23 protein-coding genes are annotated in these 22,663 nt (G+C 66.5%); 7 read left to right on the forward strand and 16 right to left on the reverse strand.

All coding sequences use genetic code 11. From position 1 onward, the window contains the following. Positions 1–48 precede the first annotated feature (48 nt). From ACLFKU_RS22540 to ACLFKU_RS22610, 15 genes are all read right to left on the reverse strand, one after another. On the reverse strand, positions 49–693 hold the full coding sequence (locus tag ACLFKU_RS22540) for a DUF924 family protein (protein WP_368586188.1): 645 nt from the start codon (positions 691–693) through the stop codon (positions 49–51). After that, complete coding sequence (locus ACLFKU_RS22545) at positions 686–1,099, reverse strand: group II truncated hemoglobin (RefSeq protein ID WP_176109145.1); 414 nt, start codon at positions 1,097–1,099, stop codon at positions 686–688. Before ACLFKU_RS22545 ends, ACLFKU_RS22540 begins: the two co-directional genes overlap by 8 nt. A 37-nt stretch (positions 1,100–1,136) precedes the next feature. After that, the gene (locus ACLFKU_RS22550; RefSeq protein ID WP_410850589.1) at positions 1,137–3,626 is read right to left on the reverse strand and encodes an ABC transporter permease; all 2,490 of its coding nucleotides are present in this window, start codon (positions 3,624–3,626) and stop codon (positions 1,137–1,139) included. 101 nt (positions 3,627–3,727) lie between these two features. Next, positions 3,728–4,339 (reverse strand): DUF4126 domain-containing protein, encoded by a 612-nt coding sequence (locus ACLFKU_RS22555; RefSeq protein ID WP_368586190.1) that lies wholly within the window; start codon positions 4,337–4,339, stop codon positions 3,728–3,730. A gap of 232 nt (positions 4,340–4,571) precedes the next feature. After that, a complete protein-coding gene (gene sugE, locus ACLFKU_RS22560; protein WP_176109148.1) occupies positions 4,572–4,892 on the reverse strand; it encodes a quaternary ammonium compound efflux SMR transporter SugE in 321 nt (106 codons plus the stop codon). Positions 4,893–4,994: 102 nt separating this feature from the next. Continuing rightward, positions 4,995–5,693: a two-component system response regulator KdpE gene (gene kdpE / locus ACLFKU_RS22565; protein ID WP_176109149.1), complete on the reverse strand. Its 699-nt coding sequence runs from the start codon at positions 5,691–5,693 to the stop codon at positions 4,995–4,997. Continuing rightward, positions 5,686–8,541, reverse strand: coding sequence for a DUF4118 domain-containing protein (locus ACLFKU_RS22570; RefSeq protein WP_368586191.1), 2,856 nt, complete (start codon positions 8,539–8,541; stop codon positions 5,686–5,688). Before ACLFKU_RS22570 ends, kdpE begins: the two co-directional genes overlap by 8 nt. 152 nt (positions 8,542–8,693) lie before the next feature. Beyond that, positions 8,694–9,272 (reverse strand): potassium-transporting ATPase subunit KdpC, encoded by a 579-nt coding sequence (gene kdpC, locus ACLFKU_RS22575; RefSeq protein ID WP_410850536.1) that lies wholly within the window; start codon positions 9,270–9,272, stop codon positions 8,694–8,696. 58 nt (positions 9,273–9,330) lie between these two features. Then, on the reverse strand, positions 9,331–11,454 hold the full coding sequence (gene kdpB / locus ACLFKU_RS22580; protein ID WP_410850537.1) for a potassium-transporting ATPase subunit KdpB: 2,124 nt from the start codon (positions 11,452–11,454) through the stop codon (positions 9,331–9,333). A gap of 96 nt (positions 11,455–11,550) precedes the next feature. Then, entirely contained in the window at positions 11,551–13,356 is a 1,806-nt protein-coding gene (gene kdpA / locus ACLFKU_RS22585) for a potassium-transporting ATPase subunit KdpA (protein ID WP_410850538.1), read from the reverse strand. Continuing rightward, positions 13,353–13,445, reverse strand: a complete 93-nt coding sequence (kdpF, locus tag ACLFKU_RS22590; RefSeq protein WP_085484604.1) for a K(+)-transporting ATPase subunit F — start codon at positions 13,443–13,445, stop codon at positions 13,353–13,355. Before kdpF ends, kdpA begins: the two co-directional genes overlap by 4 nt. Further along, positions 13,445–13,555, reverse strand: a complete 111-nt coding sequence (locus tag ACLFKU_RS22595; protein WP_176121285.1) for a potassium ABC transporter ATPase — start codon at positions 13,553–13,555, stop codon at positions 13,445–13,447. Before ACLFKU_RS22595 ends, kdpF begins: the two co-directional genes overlap by 1 nt. A gap of 178 nt (positions 13,556–13,733) precedes the next feature. Beyond that, positions 13,734–14,708, reverse strand: a complete 975-nt coding sequence (locus ACLFKU_RS22600; RefSeq protein ID WP_368586195.1) for a quinone oxidoreductase family protein — start codon at positions 14,706–14,708, stop codon at positions 13,734–13,736. 46 nt (positions 14,709–14,754) lie between these two features. Continuing rightward, positions 14,755–15,144 carry a methylglyoxal synthase gene (locus tag ACLFKU_RS22605; RefSeq protein ID WP_368586196.1) on the reverse strand — a complete coding sequence of 130 codons (390 nt, stop codon included), beginning with the start codon at positions 15,142–15,144 and terminating at the stop codon, positions 14,755–14,757. A gap of 101 nt (positions 15,145–15,245) precedes the next feature. After that, a complete protein-coding gene (locus ACLFKU_RS22610) occupies positions 15,246–16,025 on the reverse strand; it encodes an SDR family oxidoreductase (RefSeq protein ID WP_410850539.1) in 780 nt (259 codons plus the stop codon). 216 nt (positions 16,026–16,241) lie between these two features. On the opposite strand from ACLFKU_RS22610, the gene upp reads away from it, so the two are divergent. After that, positions 16,242–16,892 carry a uracil phosphoribosyltransferase gene (upp, locus tag ACLFKU_RS22615; RefSeq protein WP_013088896.1) on the forward strand — a complete coding sequence of 217 codons (651 nt, stop codon included), beginning with the start codon at positions 16,242–16,244 and terminating at the stop codon, positions 16,890–16,892. A 119-nt stretch (positions 16,893–17,011) separates the two neighbouring features. Here upp and ACLFKU_RS22620 read toward each other — a convergent pair whose 3' ends face one another. Further along, positions 17,012–17,170: a hypothetical protein gene (locus tag ACLFKU_RS22620; RefSeq protein WP_410850540.1), complete on the reverse strand. Its 159-nt coding sequence runs from the start codon at positions 17,168–17,170 to the stop codon at positions 17,012–17,014. 326 nt (positions 17,171–17,496) lie between these two features. Between ACLFKU_RS22620 and ACLFKU_RS22625 the strand changes: the two genes are divergently transcribed. The 6 genes from ACLFKU_RS22625 (at position 17,497) to rlmH (ending at position 22,553) form a co-directional block, all read left to right on the forward strand. Further along, on the forward strand, positions 17,497–18,225 hold the full coding sequence (locus tag ACLFKU_RS22625; protein ID WP_410850541.1) for a YebC/PmpR family DNA-binding transcriptional regulator: 729 nt from the start codon (positions 17,497–17,499) through the stop codon (positions 18,223–18,225). Between the two features lie 104 nt (positions 18,226–18,329). Then, on the forward strand, positions 18,330–19,613 hold the full coding sequence (gene purD, locus ACLFKU_RS22630; RefSeq protein WP_410850542.1) for a phosphoribosylamine--glycine ligase: 1,284 nt from the start codon (positions 18,330–18,332) through the stop codon (positions 19,611–19,613). Between the two features lie 289 nt (positions 19,614–19,902). Beyond that, positions 19,903–20,826, forward strand: a complete 924-nt coding sequence (hemF, locus tag ACLFKU_RS22635) for an oxygen-dependent coproporphyrinogen oxidase (RefSeq protein ID WP_368586200.1) — start codon at positions 19,903–19,905, stop codon at positions 20,824–20,826. 10 nt (positions 20,827–20,836) lie between these two features. Then, on the forward strand, positions 20,837–21,592 hold the full coding sequence (locus tag ACLFKU_RS22640) for a nicotinate-nucleotide adenylyltransferase (RefSeq protein WP_368586201.1): 756 nt from the start codon (positions 20,837–20,839) through the stop codon (positions 21,590–21,592). Positions 21,593–21,596: 4 nt separating this feature from the next. After that, a complete protein-coding gene (gene rsfS / locus ACLFKU_RS22645; protein ID WP_410850543.1) occupies positions 21,597–22,046 on the forward strand; it encodes a ribosome silencing factor in 450 nt (149 codons plus the stop codon). Between the two features lie 36 nt (positions 22,047–22,082). Further along, positions 22,083–22,553 (forward strand): 23S rRNA (pseudouridine(1915)-N(3))-methyltransferase RlmH, encoded by a 471-nt coding sequence (gene rlmH / locus ACLFKU_RS22650; protein ID WP_368586202.1) that lies wholly within the window; start codon positions 22,083–22,085, stop codon positions 22,551–22,553. Positions 22,554–22,663 lie beyond the last annotated feature (110 nt).

Consider the following 22,663-nt stretch of genomic DNA (forward strand, 5'->3'; position numbering starts at 1 on the left):
GCAACACGTCGCGCCGGCCGAGTGCTTCGCGTGCGCGTCCGCGCTGATTCAGAACCTCGAACCGGGCTCGCGCAGAAACGCGATCTCCTCGTCGCTCGATTCACGTCCGAGCAACACGTTGCGATGCGGAAAGCGGCCAAACCGCTCGATCACTTTCGCGTGGCGCAGCGCGTGCTGATAGTAGCCGTCACCGCCCGGCTCCTGCGCCAGCTGTTTGAAGAGGCGCAGCGATTCCTGCTGGCTCGCGAGCGATTCAGCGTGCTCGAACGGCAGATACGCGAACGCCCGATGCTGCACGCCTGGCAACAGCCGATCTGCGCCGCTCGCGATCATTCGTTGCGCGGTTTGCAGCGCCTTGCTGTCGGTCGCGAACGCGCGCGGCGTCCCACGATGGCAGTTGCGGGAAAACTGGTCCAGCACGATCACGAGCGCCAACGCGCCCAACGGCGTGGCCTGCCATGCGTCGAGCTCGCCCGCGTTGGCCGCATCGATCAGGTTGCCGAAACGCTCGCGCAGCATCGCATCCACGGCGTCATTGCGCTTGAACCAGAGCTTGCGCTCGGTGCCGTGCTCCGGCGTGCCCGGCGCGCCGAACCAGCAGTCGAGTATCTCCCGTGCGCGCGGCTCGAGCGCCGCATAGTCGGCTTCGACCGAGTACGGTGCCGAGGCGGCGTGCGGCGGCGTATCAGCCATTGCGGTTGCGCATCCAGTCGGCGGTTTCGAAGAACGAGCCGAGCAGCCGCTCGCGCAGCGGCTCCGGCAAGCCGATGTCCTCCATCGCCCACGCCATACACCTCAACCACTGGTCGCGCTCGCTCGACGCGATCGCAAACGGCAGATGCCGCGCGCGCAAACGTGGATGGCCAAAGCGGCTGATGTAATGATCGGGACCGCCGAGCCAGCCGCACAAAAACCAGAACAGCTTGTCGCGCGAACCCTCGAGCGATGCCGGATGCAGCGCGCGAATCCCGGCGAAATCCGCCTCGAGATCCATCAGGTCGTAAAACCGGTCGACCAGTTCGCGCACGCGCGCCTCGCCGCCCACCAGTTCGAAGGCCGTCGGCTTGTCCGAGGACACTTCGTCGTTCAAATCGCTCATACCCTGCTCAACAGCAAATAAACATCACAAAGAAAGCTCACGCGTCGCGCAGCGATTGCAGCGCGGGCCGCGCCAACACATGCCGCAGACTCAGCCACCCGCCGACACCAGCACAAGCGATACCCGCGCCAATGCCCGCCGGCAGCAGCCACGGATCGAAGTCCAGATAGAACTCGAACACGTGCGTGGCCAGCAGCGAGCCGATGACCTGCGCGCCGACCGCCGCCATCAGGCCGGCTAGCGCACCGACCGCGACGAACTCGGCCACCTGCACCGCCCGCACCTGACGATGCGATGCGCCCAGCGCACGCAGCAGCGCGGATTCTCGCATACGCTCGTCGCGCGTACCGGCGAGCGCCGCGTACAGCACCAGCACGCCGGCCGCGAGCGTGAACGCGAACAGGAACTGCACCGCGCCGATCACCTGCTGCAACACGCGCTGCACCTGCGCGAGGATCGGGCCGGTGTCGATCGCGGTCAGATTGGGATACGCGGCGATCAGGCCGTCGATCGTCGACTGCTTATCCGCGGGCAGATGGAAGCTCGTGATGAATGTCGCCGGGAAGTCCTGCAACGAGACGGGCGGCATCAGTACGAAGAAATTGACCTTGAACGACCCCCAGTCGAGCTTGCGCACGCTCGTCACCGGCGCCTCGATGGTCAGTCCCGTCACGTCGAAGCGCAGTACGTCGCCGGGCTTCACGTTGATCAGCTTCGCGAGACCCTGCTCGATCGAAATCTGCGGCTTCGTCGTATCGCCGAACCAGCTGCCCGCGGCGATCCGGTTGTCGTCGGGCAGTTGCGTCGTGTACGACAGGTTGAACTCGCGGTCCACCAGACGCCTGGCGTCCGCGCCCTTGAACGAGTCCGGGTTGACTGCCTTGCCGTTGATCGCGACGAGCCGCCCGCGCACCATGGGCGACAACTCCACGCCAGCGATGCCGTGCGCGTCCAGATACTGCGTGACCGCGTCGCGCTGATCAGGCTGGATGTCGATGATGAACTCGTTGGGCGCATCGGGCGGCGTCGATTTGCGCCAGCCCTGCACGAGGTCGTTGCGCGTCATCGCGATCAGCAACAGGCACATCAGGCCGATGCCGAGCGCGGTGACTTGCAGCGCACTGGTGCTGCTGCGCCGCTCCAGCGACGCGAGCGCATAGCGCCAGCCGATGCCCGCATTGACGCGCTCGCTGCGCACCACGCGCGCCGCGCCCCACAGCGCGAGCCGCGCGATGCCTGCGAACACCAGCAAGCCGCCCGCGAATCCACCCGCGACGATGCCGCCGAGCTTCAATTCGCCGGCGGCGAGAATCAGCAACCCCGCGAACAGCACGATGCCGAACGCATAGGCGGCCCACGCGGTGCGCCCCTCCTCGCCCCATTCACGCCGTAGCACGCGCACCGGTGGTACGCGCGTGAGCGGCAACAGCGGCGGCAGCGCGAAGCCGAGCAGCAGCACGAGGCCGGCGGCAATGCCTTCGAACGCGGGCCACAGCGTCGGCTGCGGCAGCACCACGTCGATCAGGCCGCCGAGCCACGTCAGCAGCGCGAGATGCCCCAGATAACCGAGCGCCACGCCGAGCACCCCGCCGAGCAGGCCGAGCCCGACGAATTCGAGCGTGAACAGCGCCCGTAGCGCGGCCTGGCTCGCGCCGAGACAGCGCATCGCCGCGCAGCCGTCGAGATGCCGGCGCATGAAGCGGTGCGCGGCCATCGCGATCGCGACCGCTGCGAGCAGCGCGGTCAACAGCGACACGAGCGTCAGGAAATGGCCCGCGCGATCGAGCGTCTGACGCACCTGCGGCTGGCCGTCCTGCAGAGACTCGAGCGCGACGCCGCGCATCTTGCCGGCGTCGACGTGCTCGTGCGCAAACTGCGCGAAGCGCGCGACCGCGTCGTCGGAGCCGGCGACCAGCAACCGGTACGTGACCCGGCTGCCGTACGTGATCAGGCCGGTCGACTGCACTTCGTCGGCGCGCAGCATCAGGCGCGGCGAAAAGTTGACGAACGAGAAGCCACGATCGAGCTCGCGCGTGATCAGCGCGCCGACCGTGAAGCTGCGATTGCCGACCTTCACCGCATCGCCGACCTTCAGCTTCAGCGCGTCGAGCAATTCCTGGTCGACCCACACGGTGCCCGGCGCCGGAATCGACGTCGCCGGATGATCGGCCGCACCCGGCGCCGCCGCGATGCGCAGCGCGCCGCGCAACGGATAGCCCGGCGACACCGCCTTGACAGCGGCGAGCCGCGACGCCGGCTGCGCGCCGGTCGAGTTGATCATGCTGGGAAAGATCGCCGTGGTGGCGGTGCGCAGGCCCAAGGCGTGCGCCTCGGCCGCGAATTGCGGATCGACTGGATGATCGGCGCGCACGATGAAGTCGGCGGCGATCATGCGCCGCGCATCGCGCTCGAGCCCCTGATGCAGCCGGTCGCCCAGAAACCCGACGCTCGACAACGCCGCGACCGCCAGCACGAGCGCGAGCAGCAACATCGTCAATTCGCCCGCGCGCCAGTCACGCGCCGTCATCCGCATGGCCTGGCGCAACAGATCGATGCCGCCGAGCCGGCGCGCCGGTCTGGTGTCGGCGCGCGTTCTTGAACCCGCCTTAGATCCTGGTAGTGCTTCGCTCAATCGTGCCTGCTCCTCGCCAATCGCGACACCATGTGCGTGGCCATGCCGCGAAAACCGCCCTGCACGCCACGCCACAATCGCGGCAACGCCCACGCCGCGAGTAGCAGAAAGCCTACCATCAAGACCAGAAATGCGAGCGGCACGAATAGCGCAAGGAGTACCCCGCCGACCGCGAGGCCGTCCTCGGCGGTCGACGTGACGACGTTCGACACCGGTTCCGGCGACAGATTGATCAGCGCGCGGGTGCCCGCCTTCGCGAGATGCGCAGTGCCGGCGAGCGTGCCGCCCGCGAGCGCGGCGACGGTCAGCAGCGTCGGATCGGCGTGGCCGAGCGCGCCGGCGGCCAGCACGGCGCCGGCGGGAATGCGGATGAAGGTGTGGATCGCGTCCCACAGCGAATCGAACGCGGGGATCTTGTCGGCGAGGAATTCGGTGAGCGTCAGCACGGCTGCCGCGCCGATCACCCATGGCGACGACAGCGCGGACAACGTGTCCGGCAAGTGAATCAGGCCAAGACGTTCCAATACGCCGGCCAAAAGGACCGTTAGATAGAGGCGCAGACCGCTGCCCCATGAAAGGCCCGCTGCAAGCGAAAGTGATTCAAGCATGGCCGCCTCCACGCGCTTTGTGCTTGCCTGACGGCTTCGGCGGGAACCAGCGGGGGTTCCGCGCCCAAGCCGTCAGGCTTGCCAAGCCGGCCGCGCCAGCCAGGCCGCGGGCAATCTCAACGTCGTTGCTGTCTCATTATAGCTACGATGATTCGCGGAACGTAGAGCGGCGAGGCCGCGCTGTAGCTTGCAGGCAATGGCGGCCGCGCGCCGGGCGGACGGGGCCGAGGGGTCAGTGCCCCGACGACAGCTTCAGCCCGACGAGGCCGATCACGATCAGCGACGCACTGGCGACGCGCGCGAGCGTCAACGCCTCGCCCATCATCACGACGCCGAAGATGAACGCGCCGACCGCGCCAATTCCTGTCCACACCGCATAGGCGGTGCCGAGCGGCAGTTGCCGCATCGCCAGCGCGAGCAGCGCGAAGCTGCCGAGCGCGGTCACGACCGTGAAGACGGACGGCCAGAAGCGGGTGAAACTTTCGGAAGTTTTGAGACCGGCCGCCCAGGCGACTTCGAGCAAACCGGCGATCAACAGAAGAAACCAGGACATTGAAACAGCTCCATGAAAAATGGGGCCGTCCCCGATGATCGACAAAAGCGTAAGGTCGTCCTTACGTCGGGAGATTATAACGGAGCGGCTTCGCGGACGAACTCACACCGCGCCCACCAGCCGATACCCGACGCCGGTCTCAGTGACGATATGCTCGGGCTGCGCCGGATCGCGCTCGAGCTTGCCGCGCAGATGCGCCATGTAGATGCGCAAATAGTGGTGACTCTCCACATGCGACGGCCCCCACACGTCGCGCAGCAGCTGCCGGTGCGTGAGCACGCGGCCGGCGTGGCGCACGAGCGTCGCGAGCAGCCGGTATTCGATCGGCGTCAAATGGACCGCGGCGCCGTCGCGCGTGACCTGGCGCAGCGCGAGGTCGACAGTGACCGCGCCGAAGCGCACCTGCGGCGATTCGTTCGCGCCGCCGTGATTGCGCCGCCGCAGATGCGCGCGGATGCGCGCGAGCAACTCGGACACGCCGAACGGCTTGGTCAGGTAGTCGTCGGCGCCGGCGTCGAGCGCGGCGACCTTTTCGCTTTCCTGGGTGCGCGCCGACAGCACGATCACCGGCAGTTCGCTCCAGCCGCGCAACTCGCGGATCACGTCGAGGCCGTCGGTGTCGGGCAGGCCCAGATCGACGATCACCAGATCGGGCTTGCGCGTCGCCGCTTCGACGAGCCCTTGCTTGCCGGTCTCGGCGTCGTACACGGCGATGCCCTCGCCTTCGAGCGCCGTGCGCACGAAGCGGCGAATCTGCTTTTCGTCTTCGATCAGAACGACGGTGATGCTCAGGTCACTCATGGGCGGGTCGGGTGAGCGGGTTGAGGTCGGCGGCGGTGTCGTCGGCGGCGCCTTCGTCTTCGAGCGTATCGAACGTTTCAGGAGCATCGGGCGGCGTCTTGACCGGCAGTGTGAACCAGAAGCGCGCGCCCTCGACGTGGCCATCCGCTGCCGTCCTGTTGAGCGCGCCGATTGTACCGCCGTGCGCCTCGACGATCGCGCGGCAGATCGCGAGCCCAAGGCCGATGCCCGGTTTCGCCGATTCCTTCTCGCCGCGCGTGAACTTCTCGAACACCCGCGCTTCCATGCCGGCGGGCAGGCCGGGGCCGTTGTCGTCGATCGTCACGCGCACGAACGGCGCGCCGTCCGCGTCGATCTGCTGCGCGCCGATCATGAGCGGCGTGCCCGACGCCGTGTATTTGGCCGCGTTCTCGAACAGGTTCGAGAACAGCCGCTCCATCAGCACCGCGTCGAGATGCAGCAGCGGCAGATCGGCGGGCAGCGTGACCTGCACCGGATGATCGGCGAGCACGCGCTTGCACGCGCGCAGCGCGGCGCCGACCGTCTCCTCGAGCAGCGTCCATTGCTGGTTCAGCTGCAGGCTGCCGGCCTGCAGGCGCGCCATGTCGAGCAGATTCGTGACGATGTCGGTCATGCGCAGCGCTTCTTCGTGGATTGCATCGACGAGTTCGTCGTTGCGACGCGCGGCGGATTGCGGGTCGGTCGGCCCCTGCGCTCGCTGCCCCTGGGCGAGCATCGATGAAAACCCGACGATCGTCGTCAGCGGCGTGCGCAGATCGTGCGATATCGCCGACAGCAGCGAATTGCGCAGCCGTTCCGACTCCATGTTGACGAGCGCATCGCGCGCGATATCGACGTAATGCACGCGTTCGAGCGCGAGGGCGATCTGCGCGGCGAACGCATCGAGCATGCGCCGCTGTTCCGGCACGGTCAGCTCGCGCTCGTCACGCACGACGACCGCGAGCACGCCGCGTGTGCGCATCGGCGCCTTCAGCGGCAGGTACAGCGCCGCGGCGGCCGGCAGCGTGTCGGTGCCGTGGCCGGCCGGCTTCTGCTGATCGTAGACCCACTGGCCGACGTCGAGGTCGAGCGCGTCGCCTTCCAGCGTGATCGCCGGGTCCGGGTCCTCGATCTTCTGTTTGACCTGATCGGCGCTGTCCGGCAGCAGAATCGCGACTCGCGCGCCGAACACTTCGCTCAAGTGCCGGGTGCCGATGCCGACGATCTGCTCGGCCGCAAGCGCCGCGGCGAGCTCGCGCGCCATCTCGTACATCGCGCCGGTGCGCTGCTCGCGGCGTCGCGCGACGCTCGCCTCGCGGCGCAGGCTCGAAGTCAGATGGCTGATCACGAGCGATGTCAGCAGCATGCCGAAGAACGTCAGCAGGTACTGCGTATCGGACACCGACAGCGACATGCGCGGCGGCACGAAAAAGAAATCGAACGCCGCGACGCTCGCGAACGACAGCACGACACCCGGCCCGCGTCCGAGCTTCACCGCGGTGAAGATCACGCCGAGCAGGTACAGCATCACGAGGTTGGTCAGATCGATGCGGTCGATCAACTGGCTCGACAGCAGCGTGATCGCCGCGCCGATCGCAAGCGCGCACGCATACGCGCGCGGCGGCGAGCGACGCTCGCGCGCCGCGCTCAACGCTTCGCGCCACGCGTTCGCGGTCGTGTTCAACAGCCGCCGCTGTTCGCCGGCGTCGCGCTCCGACGACACGCGAATCAGCGTGAGATCGAGATCGCCGCTCTTCTCGGCGATGCGCTCACCAAGCGGCCGGCGCAGCCAGCGGCTAATGCCGGTGCGCGACGATGCGCCCGCCACCAGCTTCGATACGTTGCGCGCCTGCGCGTAACCGATCAACGCGTCGAGCGCATCCGCGGCGGCGAGCGTCGCGGTTTCGGCGCCGAGTTCGGCGGCGAGCTTCAGCGCGTTCAGCGTGCGTGCGCGGCGCGCGTCGGGCAGACGCTGCAACGCGGGCGTTTCGACATAGACCGCGAGCCAGTCGGCCTTCAGGCTCGCGGCGAGGCGCGCAGCAGAACGCACCAGCGCCGGCGCCTCGGGACCAGGACCTACGCACACCAGCAGCCGCTCGCGCGCCTGCCAGATACGCTGGATCGACCGGTCGGCGCGGTACTCGCGCATCTGCGCGTCGACACGATCGGCGGTGCGGCGCAGTGCGAGTTCGCGCAGCGCGATCAGGTTGCCCTTGCGAAAGAAGTTGCGCACCGCGCGCTCGGCCTGCTGCGCCATGTACACCTTGCCGTCGCGCATGCGGTCGAGCAGTTCCTCGGCCGGCAGATCGACGAGCGTGACTTCGTCGGCATGATCGAACACGCGATCGGGCACGGTCTCCCAAACGCGGATGCCGGTGATCTGGCCGACCACGTCGTTCAGGCTCTCCAGGTGCTGCACGTTGACGGTCGTATAGACGTCGATGCCGGCGTCGAGCAGTTCGTAGACGTCCTGCCAGCGCTTCAGATGGCGCGCGCCCTGCACGTTCGAATGCGCGAGTTCGTCGACGAGGATCAATTGCGGCTTGCGCGCGAGCGCGGCGTCGAGATCGAACTCGCCGAGCTTGCGGCCGCGATAGTCGATATGCGCGAGCGGCAGCACGTCGAGTCCAGCGAGCAACGCGGCGGTTTCGCCGCGCCCGTGCGTTTCGGCGATGCCGACCAGCACGTCGACACCCTCTTCCTTGCGGCGGCGCGCGGCCTGCAACATCGCATACGTCTTGCCGACACCTGCCGACGCGCCAAAGAAAATTTTCAGCCTGCCGCGCAGACGCTTTTCTTCGTCGCGCTGCAGCTTGTCGAGCAGTTCGTCAGGATCGGGGCGGTTCATGCTCAGTGATTGTCATAGTCGTGCGAGCGGCGGTGCCTGCATGGTGGCACGGCCCGCGCCGGCCCGCAAATGGCGCAGCGGCGCCACGCGGACGCCGCTGTTTTGCCGATGAACCGCAATCGCGGTTGATGATTCGTCGTTTGCGTTTCGGGTCAACCGCGCTTCATTTCATCGAGCGCGAGATTGAGCTTGAGCACGTTCACGCGCGGCTCGCCGAGCACACCGAACTGGCGCCCCGTCGTATAACGCTCGACGAGCACCTGCACGTCGCTCGGCGCGAGGTGGCGCGCCTGCGCGACCCGCTCCACCTGGTACGCGGCCGCGGCCGGACTGATCTCCGGATCGAGCCCGCTGCCCGACGACGTGACCAGATCGACCGGCACCGGCTTCGACATGTCGGTGCCAGCAGCCTTAAGCGCCGCGAGCCGACCCTTGATCTCGTCGAGCAGCGCCGCGTTGTTCGGCCCGAGGTTCGAGCCGCCCGAGCCCTGCGGGTTGTACGGCATCGGGCTCGTCGCCGATAGCCGGCCCCAGAAATACTGGGGCGCGTCGAACTGCTGGCCGATCAGCTGCGAGCCGACCACCTTGCCGTTCTGCTCGATCAGGCTGCCGTTGGCCTTGTCGTGGAACGCCGCCTGGCCGAACGCGGTCATCACCGCGGGATAAGCGAGTCCGGTGACCGCGGTCAGCACCGCGAAGATCACGATCAGCGGACGGAACAGATTTTTCATGATGAGTCTCTTTCCCTTTTCATCAATGCTGGTTACCGCGTAGCGATGCGCTGCGCGCTCAAACCCAGCCGAACACGGCGAGCACCATATCGATCAGCTTGATGCCGATGAACGGCACGATGATCCCGCCGAGGCCGTAGATCAGCAGATTGCGGCGCAGCAGGATCGCAGCTCCCAGCGCGCGATAGCGCACGCCCTTAAGCGCAAGAGGAATCAGCAGCACGATGATCAGCGCGTTGAAGATCACCGCCGACATGATCGCCGAGGTCGGTGTCGCGAGATGCATCACGTTCAGCGCATTCAGCGCCGGATACGTCGACGCGAACGCGGCCGGAATGATCGCGAAGTACTTGGCGACGTCGTTGGCGATCGAGAACGTGGTTAGCGAACCGCGCGTCATCAGCATCTGTTTGCCGATCTCGACGATCTCGATCAGCTTGGTCGGATTCGAATCGAGGTCGACCATGTTGCCGGCCTCTTTCGCCGCCTGCGTGCCGGTGTTCATCGCGACCGCGACGTCGGCCTGCGCAAGCGCGGGGGCGTCGTTGGTGCCGTCGCCGGTCATCGCGACCAGACGCCCTTCGGCCTGGTGCGCGCGGATCGTCGCGAGCTTCGTCTCCGGTGTCGCTTCGGCGAGGAAGTCGTCGACGCCTGCTTCGGCCGCGATCGCGGCGGCGGTCAGACGGTTGTCGCCCGTCACCATCACGGTCTTGATGCCCATCTTGCGCAGCTCGGCGAAGCGCTCCTTGATGCCGCCCTTCACGACGTCCTTCAGCTCGATCACGCCGAGCACGCGCGCGCCCTGCTCGCTCTTCTCGGCGACCACGAGCGGCGTGCTGCCGCGTCGCGCGACCTCGGCGACCGCGTTGCTGACTTCGTTCGGGAAACGGCCGCCGTTCGCTTCGACGTAGTGCTTGACCGCATCGGCCGCGCCCTTGCGGATTTCTCGGCCATGCGTTCCGGCGGGCGTTCCTTGCGGCGACAGATCGACCCCGCTCATGCGGGTCTGCGCGGTGAACGCGAGAAACACCGCGTGCAGCGAGGCCATGTCGCGCTGGCGGATATTGAAACGCTGCTTTGCGAGCACGACGATGCTGCGGCCTTCCGGCGTTTCGTCGGCGAGCGACGACAACTGCGCGGCATCGGCAAGCGCTTCTTCGGTGAGACCCGGCGCGGGCAGGAACTGCGACGCCTGGCGGTTGCCGAGCGTGATCGTGCCGGTCTTGTCGAGCAGCAGCACGTCGACGTCGCCGGCCGCTTCGACCGCGCGGCCCGAGGTCGCGATCACGTTCGCCTGCATCATGCGGCTCATGCCGGCTACGCCGATCGCCGACAGCAGGCCGCCGATCGTCGTCGGGATCAGACACACGAGCAGCGCGACGAGCGCGGTGATCGTCACCACGTGGCCCGCCGAATTGGCCAGGTGAGCGGCTTCGACCGAGAAGATCGAGAACGGCAGCAGCGTCGCGGTGGCGAGCAGCATCACGATCGTCAGCGCGACGAGCAGGATGGTCAGCGCGATTTCGTTCGGCGTCTTCTGACGCTTCGCGCCTTCGACCATCGCGATCATGCGGTCGAGGAACGCCTCGCCCGGGTTCGCCGTGACGCGCACGACGATCCAGTCCGACAGCACGCGCGTGCCGCCCGTCACCGACGAAAAGTCGCCGCCCGACTCGCGGATCACCGGCGCCGATTCGCCGGTGATCGCCGATTCGTCGACCGATGCGACACCGTCGATCACTTCGCCGTCGGCCGGAATCACGTCGCCGGTCTCGACCAGCACGACGTCGCCTTTACGCAGATCGGTCGCGGTCGTGATGCGGATCGGCGACTTCGGATGCGGCTCGTTGAGCTTCTTGGCCATCACGTCTTTCTTCGCGCTGCGCAGCGACGCGGCCTGCGCTTTCGAGCGGCCTTCGGCGAGCGCCTCCGCGAAGTTCGCGAACAGCACCGTGAACCACAGCCACAGCGTGACCGCGAGAATGAAGCCCGCGGGCGCCTCGGCCTGACCGCCGAGCGCGGCGATCCACAGAATGGTCGTCAGAATGCTGCCGACGTACACGCAGAACATCACCGGGTTGCGAAACTGCGTGCGCGGCGTGAGCTTTTTGAAGGAGTCCACGATCGCCGGACGCAGCAGCGCCGGGTCGAACATGGACCGCGTAGCGTTATGTTCAGTCATTGAATCCTCGAATATCCTTGTGCGCTTGCAGGCTTGCCGCGTGCAAGCGCCGGTTCGGTCGTCGGGAGTCGTTGATCGCGGCCCCCGCGTCAACCGTCACTGCACGCCGATCATCATCAGATGCTCGACGCCGGGACCGAGCGCGAGCGCCGGGACGTAGGTCAGCGCGCCGACCAGCAGCACCGTGCCGAGCAGCAGCACGACGAACAGCGGTCCGTGCGTCGGCAGCGTGCCGCCGGTCACGCCGATGCGCTTCTTCGCGGCGAGCGAGCCGGCGATCGCGAGCACCGGCACGATCGTGCCGAAACGGCCGAACCACATCGCGATCGCGGTGAGCCAGTTGTAGAACGGCGTATTCACCGAGAGACCCGCGAACGCGCTGCCGTTGTTGTTCGCGGCCGAGCTGAACGCGTAGAGGATTTCGGAGAAGCCGTGCGCGCCGGGGTTCGCGATGCCCGCCTTGCCGGCGTCGGTCAGCACCGCGATCGAGGTGCCGACGAGCACCAGCAGCGGCGTGAGCAGCACGACGATCGACACCATCTTCATCTCGTACGCCTCGATCTTCTTGCCGACGTATTCAGGAGTGCGCCCGATCATCAGTCCCGCGACGAACACCGCGAGCAGCGCGAACACGAGCATCCCGTACATGCCGGAACCGACGCCGCCGAAGATCACTTCGCCGAGCTGCATTAGCAGCATCGGGTATAGGCCGCCGATCGGCGTCAACGAATCGTGCGTGTTGGCGACCGCTCCGCACGAAGCCGCCGTGGTCGCGACCGTGAAGATGCCCGACTGCGCGATACCGAAGCGCGTTTCCTTGCCCTCCGCATTGCCGCCCGATTGCAGCGCGTTCGCCGACTGATCGACGTTGAGCGCGGTGAACGCGGGATTGCCGCTTTGCTCGGCGCTGATCTCGCCGAACAGACAGACGCCGAACGCGATCGTCATCGCCGCAAGCACCGCGACACCCTGGCGGCGATCGCCGATCACGCGGCCGAACACGAGCGCGAGCGCCGCCGGGATGATCAGGATCGAGAAGATCTGCACGAAGTTCGAGAACGGCGTTGGGTTTTCGTACGGATGCGCGGAGTTGCCGTTGAAGAAGCCGCCGCCGTTGGTGCCGAGCATCTTGATCGCTTCCTGCGACGCGACCGGTCCCATCGCGATGGTCTGCGTCTTCACGGGCGTGTCGACCGTTACCGGATTGCCCTTCGCGTCCTTCACCGGATTGCCTTGCGCGTCGAGCTTCGGCGCGGCGTAGGTGGTGGTCTGCAGCGTCGGCACGTCCTGATACGCCTTGAAGTTCTGGATCACACCCTGGCTCATCAGCAGTGCCGCGACGATCGCCGCCATCGGCAGCAGCACGTACATCGTCACGCGGGTGATATCGACCCAGAAGTTGCCGATGGTCTGCGCGGTATGCCGCGCGAAGCCGCGAATCAGCGCCATCACGACGACGATGCCGGTCGCCGCCGACAGGAAGTTCTGCACGGTCAGGCCGAGCATCTGCGTCAGATAGCTGACCGTTTGCTCAGGCGTGTAGTCCTGCCAGTTGGTATTCGACACGAAGCTGACCGCGGTGTTGAACGCGCTGTCGACCGACATCGCGCCGAACTGCTGCGGATTGCCGGGCAGCCACCCTTGCACGCGCAGCAGCACGTACAGGAACGCCACGCCGAGCACGTTGAACGCGACCGCGGCGATCGCGTAGTGCTTCCAGCCCATTTCCGCCGCTGGATCGACGCCCGCGATACGGTAAAGCAGCCGTTCAAGCGGCGCGCAGAAGCGCACCACGCGTGAGCTGCCGTCCATCACGGCGCCCAGATAGCTCGCCACCGGCACCGCGGCGGCCAGTAGCACGACGATAAAAAGACTCGCCTGCAGGACATCATTCGTGTTCATTCAATGTCCTCCGCGCGCAGCAGCGCATACACGAGATAAATGAACAGCAGCGCGGTGGACGCGCCGGCCAGCCACAGCATCCAGGTCATCAGCGTGCTCCCTGTCCGCGACGGAACTGCATCAGCTTCTCGCAGCCGCCAATCAGCGCAAAGGTCAGCACGGCAAACAGCGCCAGGCCACCGACATACAACACATCCATTTGTGTTCCCCATTTACGGATTTTGGATAGGTAGAACGGTATGCCGATCCGCCTAAAGGGCTGGTCAAAGATTGCGCGGTGCGCGTAAAAATCGCGTAAACGGACAAGGCCGTTTCATCTCGCGATGAAACGGCCCTGGTGGAGGTGAGGTAGCGCGGCCGGAGGCCGCGAAGTTTCTTTACGGCAGCAGGATCGTCGAGCCCGTCGTGCGGCGCCCTTCGAGGTCGGCATGCGCCTGCCCGACGTCCGGCAGCGCATAGCGCTGATTGATACTCGTCTTGACCTTGCCCGAGCTCAGCACGTCGAACAACTCGGCCGACATCGCCTCGTAATCGGCGCGTTTCGCGATATAGGTGAAGAGCGTCGGTCGTGTAAAGAACAGCGAACCGCGTCCCGCGAATTCCGACGAGTCGATCGGCGGCAGCGGACCCGACGCGTTGCCGAAGCTCACGAAGAGGCCGAGCGGCGCGAGGCAGTCGAGCGACTTTTCAAAGGTGTCCTTGCCGATCGAATCGTAGACGACCGGCACGCCCGCGCCGTTGGTGATCTCGCGTACGCGCTTCGTGAAATTCTCGCGCGTATAAACGATCGCGTGATCGCAGCCGTGCGCTTTGGCGATCTCGGCTTTCTCGTCGGAACCGACCGTGCCGATCACCGTCGCGCCGAGCGCCTTCGCCCACTGGCACACGAGCAGGCCGACGCCGCCCGCCGCGGCCTGAATCAGGATCGTGTCGCCGGCCTTCACCCGATACGTGCGGCGCAGCAGATACTGCGCGGTCAAGCCTTGCAGCATCACGGATGCGGCCTGCTCGTTGCTGATCGCGTCGGGCAGCTTGACGACCTGCGCGGCCGGCAGCACGCGCTCCTGCGCATAGGCGCCGGGCGGCCGCGCGACATACGCGACGCGGTCGCCCACCTTCAGACCGCTCACGCCCGAGCCGAGCGCGCTGACCTCGCCGGCCGCCTCCATGCCGAGCCCTCCCGGCAGCGGCAGCGGATACAGACCGGTGCGGAAATACACGTCGATGTAATTGAGGCCGACCGCCGTCTGGCGAATGCGGATCTCGCCCGCACCGGGCTCGCCCACCTCGACGTCGACCCATTTCATTACTTCGGGGCCGCCGGTTTTGTCGAATCGGATTGCCTTGGCCATCATGTCTCCTTGATCTGTAGAAATGTGGGTGCGGCGACGCGCGCGCTCACGCCTCGCCCGACATGCGCAGCGTCAGCACGTCGAGCACCATGCGCGCGGTCGAAATATTCGTCGCGCACGGAATGTTGTGCACGTCGCACGCGCGCACCAGCGCGTTGATGTCCGGCTCGTGCGGCTGCGGCGTCATCGGGTCGCGCAGGAAAATCACCATGTCGACGCGGCCTTCGGCGAGCTGCGCGCCGATCTGCAGATCGCCGCCGTGCGGGCCCGACAACATGCGCTCGACCGTGAGGCCGTGCGCGTCGCTAATGCGTCCGCCGGTCGTGCCGGTCGCCACGATCTCGCAGCGCGCGAGCGTGTCGACGTATTCGCCGGCCAGTTTGACGATGTCGTCTTTCTTGTGATCGTGCGCGATCAGCGCAATGCGGGTGCTCATGACTTAAGACTCCTCAAACCGTTGTGAATATCGTTGTTGTGATGTCATGCGTGCCGTTCGCGCGCGGCGGCTCGGTACGTGCGTGCTCAGTACGTACCGGCTCAGTACGTCCCCGGATAAGCGCCGCCGTCGATCAGCCAGTTCTGCCCGGTGATGTAGCCAGCATGCGTGCTGCACAGGAACGCGCAGGCCTGGCCGAATTCTTCGCGATTGCCGAAGCGTCCGGCGGGGATCGTCTTCATGCGCTGCTTGCGCGCTTCGTCGATGGAAATGTTGTGCGTCTTCGCCTGCGCCTCGAACGTGACCGCGATGCGGTCGGTATCGAACAGACCCGGCAGCAGGTTGTTGATCGTCACGCCGGTCGGCGCGACCTTGCGCGCGAGACCCGCGACGAAACCGGTCAGCCCCGAGCGCGCGCCGTTCGACAGGCCCAGCACGTCGATCGGCGCCTTCACCGCCGAGCTCGTGATGTTGACGATGCGCCCGAAGCCGCGCGCGCTCATCGTGTCGATGGTCTGACGGATCAGCTCGATCGGCGTCAGCATGTTGGCTTCGAGCGCGCGAATCCAGTCGTCGTGCGTGAAGCTCCTAAAATCGCCCGGCGGCGGTCCGCCCGCGTTGTTGACGAGAATGTCCGGCTGCGGGCAGGCCGCGAGCGCGGCGGCGCGCCCTTCGGGCGTGGTGATGTCGCATGCGACTGTCTTCACCTCGACGCCGCTCTGCTTGCGGATCGCCTCGGCGGTCGCTTCGAGCGTTTCGGCGGTGCGCGCGACGATCGTCAGGTTGACGCCCTCGGCGGCGAGCGCTTCCGCGCAGCCGCGTCCCAGACCTTTGCTCGCCGCGCAAACCAGCGCGGTACGTCCTGCGATTCCCAAGTCCATGTGGATGCCCTCATTGCGAAGTTTCCCCAGATTCTAGAAGAATCGGTGCCGGACTGTGCCGCGTCGCTGCAATCTCAGGTATCGCCGGGCGCTACTCTTTCGGTAAACTTGCGCGGTGGCGCACATTTCCACCGTCCGTCCGGGCTTCGCGCGCGGACGGACGCAACGGATGGGCGCGCCGAACCGATCCACCTTGCCGCCGCGCGCGAGCCCGCCATGACCCAGGACAGCCGTTTTCCCAATCTTTTCATCCTCGATCACCCGCTGATCCAGCACAAGCTGTCGCACATGCGCGACCGGGACACGTCGACGCGCACGTTCCGCGAGTTGCTGCGCGAAATCACGCTGCTGATGGGCTACGAAATCACCCGCAACCTGCCGATGACGACGCGCCGCATCACCACGCCGCTGGTCGAGATCGACGCGCCGGTGATCGCCGGCAAAAAACTCGCGATCGTGCCGGTGCTGCGCGCGGGCGTCGGCATGTCGGACGGCCTGCTCGAGCTGGTGCCGTCGGCGCGCGTCGGCCACATCGGCGTGTATCGCGCGGAGGATCATCGGCCGGTCGAATACCTGGTGCGGCTGCCGGATCTCGAAGATCGCGTGTTCATTCTCTGCGATCCGATGGTCGCGACCGGCTACTCGGCCGTGCACGCAGTCGATGTGCTCAAGCGCCGCAACGTGGCCGCCGAGAACATCCTGTTCCTCGCACTCGTCGCCGCGCCGGAAGGCGTCCAGGTATTCCAGGACGCGCACCCGGACGTCAAGCTGTTCGTCGCGTCGCTCGATTCGCATCTGAACGAGCATGCGTACATCGTGCCGGGTCTGGGCGACGCGGGCGACCGGTTGTTCGGCACGAAGAACTGAGGCGCAGGGGCCGGCAGGGTGGCCCGGCAGTGCCGCTGCCCTAAGGGCGGACCGCTTTCGACCCCATCCGGCCGTCCAATGGCACATCCGCGCCGCCTTAATTCATTTTCGCTTCGATTTCATTGCATTTGCGGCCGGTTTCGCGCCGCGGCCCCCTCTGCCGCACCCTCGCGGCGTGATAAAATTCGAATCCGCTCGATGAGCGGCTCGACCCGCACGATCACTCGCACCACCGTCTGCAATTTCGACCGGCGCCCCGCGCCTTCATCAGGGGTCATGCGGCGCCTGGCCGCGCAAGCTGCCCCGCTTCCATCGCGCCGCCGCACTGCGGCCCCGCTTGGGCCGCGGCTCATGTATGAACCGGCTCGAACGCCTACCGGCGGGCAAGCTGGGAACGACGCGCGGGAACGGCCGGGCTGAGATCGGCGGCAGGAGTGGCCGCCGACGGGCGAACATGAGCAACGAGCACGAGCGGCCGGCAGCCTTTCACCTGACGGTTTGGGATCGGGACACGACACGCGAGGCGCAACCCGCGAGGCGCCCGACATCGCAACGACAATTGCACTATGCGTGCGCCCCGCTGGCGCGCGCGACGGAGAAAAGTATGGCGGGTCATTCGAAATGGGCCAACATCAAGCATAAGAAAGCAGCGGCCGATGCCAAGCGCGGCAAGGTCTGGACGCGGCTCATCAAGGAAATCCAGGTTGCGGCCCGTCTGGGCGGCGGCGACATCGACTCGAACCCGCGTCTGCGGCTCGCCGTTGACAAGGCGTACGACGCCAACATGCCGAAGGACAACATCAACCGCGCGATCCAGCGCGGTGTCGGCGGCGCGGACGGCGCGAACTACGAGGAAATCCGCTACGAAGGCTACGGCATCGGCGGCGCGGCGGTGATCGTCGACACGATGACCGACAACCGCACCCGCACGGTCGCGGAAGTGCGTCACGCGTTCTCGAAGAACGGCGGCAACATGGGCACGGACGGCTCGGTGTCGTTCATGTTCGATCACGTCGGCCAGTTCCTGTTCGCGCCCGGCACCGCCGAAGACGCGCTGATGGAAGCCGCGCTCGAAGCGGGCGCCGACGACGTCCAGACCAACGAGGACGGCAGTATCGAAGTGCTGTGCCCGCCGCACGATTTTTCGAAGGTGAAGGCTGCTCTCGAAGCCGCGGGCTTCAAGGCCGAACTGGCCGAAGTCACGATGAAGCCGCAGACCGAAGTCGAATTCACCGGCGACGACGCCGTGAAAATGCAGAAGCTGCTCGACGCGCTGGAAAATCTGGACGACGTGCAGGAAGTCTATACAAACGCGTCGATCGCCGGCGAGTGATGGCGCGCCGGGCTTTGGCATCGTTTGCCCTTGCTGTTGATGGTTTATTGCACGGCCGAGCACAGCGCTCGGCCGTTTATGGTTTTTAAGTCTCGGGGATTCACATGAAGTTACTCGTCGTCGGTTCCGGCGGTCGCGAACATGCGCTGGCATGGAAGCTCGCGCAATCGCCGCGGGTCCAGCTCGTCTACGTCGCGCCCGGCAACGGCGGCACCGCTCAGGATGAGCGTCTGCTCAACGTCGACATCACCGATCCGGCCGCACTCGCCGATTTCGTCGAAAAAGAACAGATCGCGTTCACGCTGGTCGGGCCGGAAGCGCCGCTCGCGGCAGGCATCGTCAACCTGTTCCGCTCGCGCGGTCTGAAGATCTTCGGGCCGACCAAAGAAGCCGCTCAGCTCGAAAGCTCGAAAGATTTCGCCAAGGCGTTCATGAAGCGCCACGGCATCCCGACGGCCGAGTACGAAACCTTCGCCGACGTCGCCGCCGCGCACGCGTATCTGGACGCCAAGGGCGCGCCCATCGTGATCAAGGCCGACGGCCTCGCCGCGGGCAAGGGCGTGGTGGTCGCGCAAACGCTGGAAGAAGCGCACGCCGCGGTCGACATGATGCTGTCGGACAACAAGCTCGGCGACGCCGGCGCGCGCGTCGTGATCGAGGAGTTCCTCGCCGGCGAGGAAGCGAGCTTCATCGTGATGGTCGACGGCAAGCACGTGCTCGCGCTCGCGTCGAGCCAGGATCACAAGCGTCTGCTCGACGGCGACCAGGGCCCGAACACGGGCGGCATGGGCGCCTACTCGCCCGCGCCGATCGTCACGCCGCAGCTGCATGCGCGCGTGATGCGCGAAATCATCCTGCCGACGGTGCGCGGCATGGAAAAGGAAGGCATCCGCTACACCGGCTTCCTGTACGCGGGCCTGATGATCGACGCACAAGGCAACCCGAAGACGCTCGAATTCAACTGCCGGATGGGCGACCCCGAAACGCAGCCGATCATGGCGCGTCTGAAGGGCGACTTTTCGAAAGTGGTCGAACACGCGATCGCCGGCACCCTCGACACCGTCGAACTCGAATGGGACCGCCGCACCGCGCTCGGCGTCGTGCTCGCCGCGCACAACTATCCGGACACGCCGAGGAAGGGCGACCGCATCAACGGCATTCCCGCCGAAACCGCGGATTCGGTCACGTTCCACGCCGGCACCACGCTAACGGACGGCAAGCTGACCACCTCGGGCGGGCGCGTGCTGTGCGTCGTCGGCCTGGCGGATTCGGTGCGCACCGCGCAGGCGGCCGCGTATCACACGATCAACCAGATCGCGTTCGACGGCATGCAATACCGCCGCGACATCGGCTATCGCGCGCTCAATCGCAAGCACGACGGCAAATAAGCGCTACCGCCGGGCGCCGTGCGAGCGGCGCCCGCGCGCGACAGCGCGCCGCGGGCGCGCGACGCGACGCGCGCTACACTGCATTTTTCGCGCTCGTCGCAACAGACGGACACGGAGCCCGCGGATCGACCGGAGCGGCAAGCCGCCTCGCCCATCCGCCTCCCGGCTTCCGTGCAAGCCGAATGCGCGATCCGGGCGTCCCGGCAGCCAACCCGGCGCGAACGCAGCCGTCGCCCTCTTTCGAAGAACCCGCGGCACGACGAGCGTGCCGCCCTCAGAACCTGCATTCATGAGCAATTCGAGCTACGACGCACAAGCCGTGCGCAGCTGGCTGCAAGGCCTGCAATCGCACATCGCCGACACGCTGGGCGCCTTCGACGGCACCGCTTTCGCGACCGACGCATGGCAGCGCGGCCCCGGCGAAAAGCTGCGCGGCGGCGGCGTCACGCGGATTCTCGAAGGCGGCCAGTTCTTCGAGCGCGCCGGCATCGGCTTCTCGGACGTCGCCGGCGACGCGCTGCCGGGCTCGGCGAGCGCCGCGCGGCCGCAATTGGCCGGGCGCGGTTTCGAGGCGATGGGCGTGTCGCTCGTGCTGCACCCGCTTAATCCGCACTGCCCGACCGTTCACATGAACGTGCGCCTGCTCATTGCGACCAGGGAAGGCGAAGAGCCGGTGTTCTGGTTCGGCGGCGGCATGGATCTGACGCCCTACTACGGCTACGAAGAGGACGCGCGGCATTTCCATCAGGTGTGCCGCGACGCGCTCGCGCCGTATGGCGCAGACCTGTACCCGAGCTTCAAGCGCTGGTGCGACGAGTATTTCTTCCTGAAGCACCGCAACGAGGCGCGCGGCATCGGCGGGATTTTCTTCGACGATTTCTCGGCGCCGGGCTTCGAGCAATCGTTCGCGATGCTCAAAAGCGTCGGCGAAGGCTTTCTCAAGGCGTACCTGCCGATCATCGAGCGGCGCCGCAATACGCCCTACGGCGAAGCCGAACGCGCGTTCCAGGCCTACCGGCGCGGGCGCTACGTCGAGTTCAATCTGGTCTTCGACCGTGGCACACTATTTGGGCTGCAGAGCGGCGGACGCACCGAATCGATCCTGATGTCGATGCCGCCCGTGGTGAACTGGCGCTACAACTGGCACCCCGAGCCGGGCACGCCGGAAGCTCGCTTGTACAGCGATTTCCTCGTGCCGCGCGAGTGGGTGTGACGCGCCACCCGTGTCGCTTACGGTCACGACAAAGGATCCTCACCTGAAGCCGAACGCTCACCCTGTCGCGCTGCCCCGCCGGATCGGTCTTCTGGGCGGCACTTTCGATCCGATCCACGACGGCCATCTCGCGCTCGCGCGGCGGTTCGCCGACGTGCTGCGGCTGACCGAACTGGTGCTGCTGCCGGCCGGCCAGCCGTGGCAGAAAGCCGACGTATCGCCCGCCGAACATCGACTCGCAATGACGCGCGCGGCGGCCGCGTCGCTCGCGATCCCCGGCGTGACGGTGCGCGTCGCGACCGACGAGATCGAGCATGAAGGCGCGACCTACACGGTCGACACGCTGCAACGCTGGCGCGAGCGCGAAGGCGACGACGCATCGATCACGCTGCTGATCGGCGCGGATCAACTGGTTCATCTCGACACGTGGCGCGACTGGCGGCGCCTGTTCGAGCTTGCGCATATCGGCGCGGCCACGCGGCCCGGCTTCGACCTCGCGTCGGTGGCCCCCGCGGTGGCCACGGAAATCGCCGCGCGCCGTGCGAAAGCCGAGGTGCTGCAGGCCACGCCCTGCGGCCATCTGCTGATCGACACGACGCTCGCGTTCAACGTTTCGGCCACCGACATTCGCGCGCATCTGCGCGAGCAGGTCAACCAGCGGCTCGTCCACGCGGGTGCGAGCGACGCCGCCCAGGATCAGGCCACGAGTCACGTCCCCGCCGCGGTGTGGGACTATATTCTTCAACATCATCTGTACCACCGGTAACTCCATGGATATTCGCAAACTGCAGCGCGTAATCGTCGACGCTCTCGAAGACGTCAAGGCGCAAGACATCAAAGTGTTCAACACCAGCCACCTGACCTCGCTGTTCGATCGCGTGATCGTCGCGAGTGGCACGTCGAACCGGCAAACCAAGGCGCTCGCGTCGAGCGTGCGCGAAGGCGTGAAGGAAGCCGGCGGCGAGATCGTCAGCACCGAGGGCGAGGACATCGGCGAATGGGTGCTGGTCGATTGCGGCGACGCGATCGTCCACATCCTGCAGCCGGCGCTGCGCCAGTACTACAACCTCGAGGAAATCTGGGGCGACAAGCCGGTGCGCATCAAGCTGTCTACGCCGAGTCCGTTCGGCGGCGCGCGCGCAAGCGAGCCCGACGACGAGGAAGAAGAGGAAGCGCCCGCCGCGAAGCCAGCGCGCAAGACCACCGCGCGCCGCAAGTAAGCGAACCGTGTCAGGCGCACCGCCACTTTCCTTGCAATGAAACTGCATATCCTCGCCGTCGGCCACAAGATGCCGGACTGGATCGCGACCGGCTTCGACGAATACGCGAAGCGCATGCCGCCCGAGCTGCGCATCGAGCTGCGCGAGATCAAACCGGAGCAGCGCTCGTCGGGCCGTTCCGCCGAAAGCGTGATGGCCGCCGAGCGGCAGAAGATCGAAGCCGCGTTGCCGAAGAACGCGCGCATCGTCGCGCTCGACGAACGCGGCAAGGACTGGACCACGATGCAGCTTGCGGGCGCGTTGCCGGGCTGGCAACAGGACGGCCGCGACGTGGCCTTTCTGATCGGCGGCGCGGACGGTCTCGATCCCGAGCTGAAGGCGCGCGCCGATATGATGCTGCGCGTGTCGAGCCTCACGCTGCCGCACGCGATGGTGCGCGTGCTGCTGGCCGAGCAGCTTTACCGTGCGTGGAGCATCACGCAAAATCACCCGTATCATCGCGCGTGAGGGCTGGAGCCAGCGCGGCGACGCCTGGCAACCGTTCGTTGTTGATGGCACGTCGCCAGTGCTCTGCTCCTACGTTTAAGCGTATTGCCACCACTTCATGCGATGATGCG

Source organism: Paraburkholderia sp. EG304 (assembly GCF_046543485.1).
Taxonomy (GTDB): Bacteria; Pseudomonadota; Gammaproteobacteria; order Burkholderiales; family Burkholderiaceae; genus Paraburkholderia; species Paraburkholderia youngii.

What these genes read in the sequence shown, in the direction of transcription:
- ACLFKU_RS22625 (WP_410850541.1), top strand. Translation starts at nt 17,497, where the DNA reads ATGGCGGGTCATTCGAAATGGGCCAACATCAAGCATAAGAAAGCAGCG.
- ACLFKU_RS22600 (WP_368586195.1), bottom strand. Translation starts at nt 14,708, where the DNA reads ATGGCCAAGGCAATCCGATTCGACAAAACCGGCGGCCCCGAAGTAATG.
- ACLFKU_RS22550 (WP_410850589.1), bottom strand. Translation starts at nt 3,626, where the DNA reads ATGACGGCGCGTGACTGGCGCGCGGGCGAATTGACGATGTTGCTGCTC.
- kdpA (WP_410850538.1), bottom strand. Translation starts at nt 13,356, where the DNA reads ATGAACACGAATGATGTCCTGCAGGCGAGTCTTTTTATCGTCGTGCTA.
- sugE (WP_176109148.1), bottom strand. Translation starts at nt 4,892, where the DNA reads ATGTCCTGGTTTCTTCTGTTGATCGCCGGTTTGCTCGAAGTCGCCTGG.
- ACLFKU_RS22570 (WP_368586191.1), bottom strand. Translation starts at nt 8,541, where the DNA reads ATGAACCGCCCCGATCCTGACGAACTGCTCGACAAGCTGCAGCGCGAC.
- ACLFKU_RS22555 (WP_368586190.1), bottom strand. Translation starts at nt 4,339, where the DNA reads ATGCTTGAATCACTTTCGCTTGCAGCGGGCCTTTCATGGGGCAGCGGT.
- kdpB (WP_410850537.1), bottom strand. Translation starts at nt 11,454, where the DNA reads ATGACTGAACATAACGCTACGCGGTCCATGTTCGACCCGGCGCTGCTG.
- ACLFKU_RS22595 (WP_176121285.1), bottom strand. Translation starts at nt 13,555, where the DNA reads ATGGATGTGTTGTATGTCGGTGGCCTGGCGCTGTTTGCCGTGCTGACC.
- kdpE (WP_176109149.1), bottom strand. Translation starts at nt 5,693, where the DNA reads ATGAGTGACCTGAGCATCACCGTCGTTCTGATCGAAGACGAAAAGCAG.
- kdpF (WP_085484604.1), bottom strand. Translation starts at nt 13,445, where the DNA reads ATGACCTGGATGCTGTGGCTGGCCGGCGCGTCCACCGCGCTGCTGTTC.
- rlmH (WP_368586202.1), top strand. Translation starts at nt 22,083, where the DNA reads ATGAAACTGCATATCCTCGCCGTCGGCCACAAGATGCCGGACTGGATC.
- ACLFKU_RS22605 (WP_368586196.1), bottom strand. Translation starts at nt 15,144, where the DNA reads ATGAGCACCCGCATTGCGCTGATCGCGCACGATCACAAGAAAGACGAC.
- ACLFKU_RS22610 (WP_410850539.1), bottom strand. Translation starts at nt 16,025, where the DNA reads ATGGACTTGGGAATCGCAGGACGTACCGCGCTGGTTTGCGCGGCGAGC.
- hemF (WP_368586200.1), top strand. Translation starts at nt 19,903, where the DNA reads ATGAGCAATTCGAGCTACGACGCACAAGCCGTGCGCAGCTGGCTGCAA.
- purD (WP_410850542.1), top strand. Translation starts at nt 18,330, where the DNA reads ATGAAGTTACTCGTCGTCGGTTCCGGCGGTCGCGAACATGCGCTGGCA.
- ACLFKU_RS22540 (WP_368586188.1), bottom strand. Translation starts at nt 693, where the DNA reads ATGGCTGATACGCCGCCGCACGCCGCCTCGGCACCGTACTCGGTCGAA.
- ACLFKU_RS22545 (WP_176109145.1), bottom strand. Translation starts at nt 1,099, where the DNA reads ATGAGCGATTTGAACGACGAAGTGTCCTCGGACAAGCCGACGGCCTTC.
- upp (WP_013088896.1), top strand. Translation starts at nt 16,242, where the DNA reads ATGACCCAGGACAGCCGTTTTCCCAATCTTTTCATCCTCGATCACCCG.
- ACLFKU_RS22620 (WP_410850540.1), bottom strand. Translation starts at nt 17,170, where the DNA reads ATGACCCCTGATGAAGGCGCGGGGCGCCGGTCGAAATTGCAGACGGTG.
- kdpC (WP_410850536.1), bottom strand. Translation starts at nt 9,272, where the DNA reads ATGAAAAATCTGTTCCGTCCGCTGATCGTGATCTTCGCGGTGCTGACC.
- rsfS (WP_410850543.1), top strand. Translation starts at nt 21,597, where the DNA reads ATGGATATTCGCAAACTGCAGCGCGTAATCGTCGACGCTCTCGAAGAC.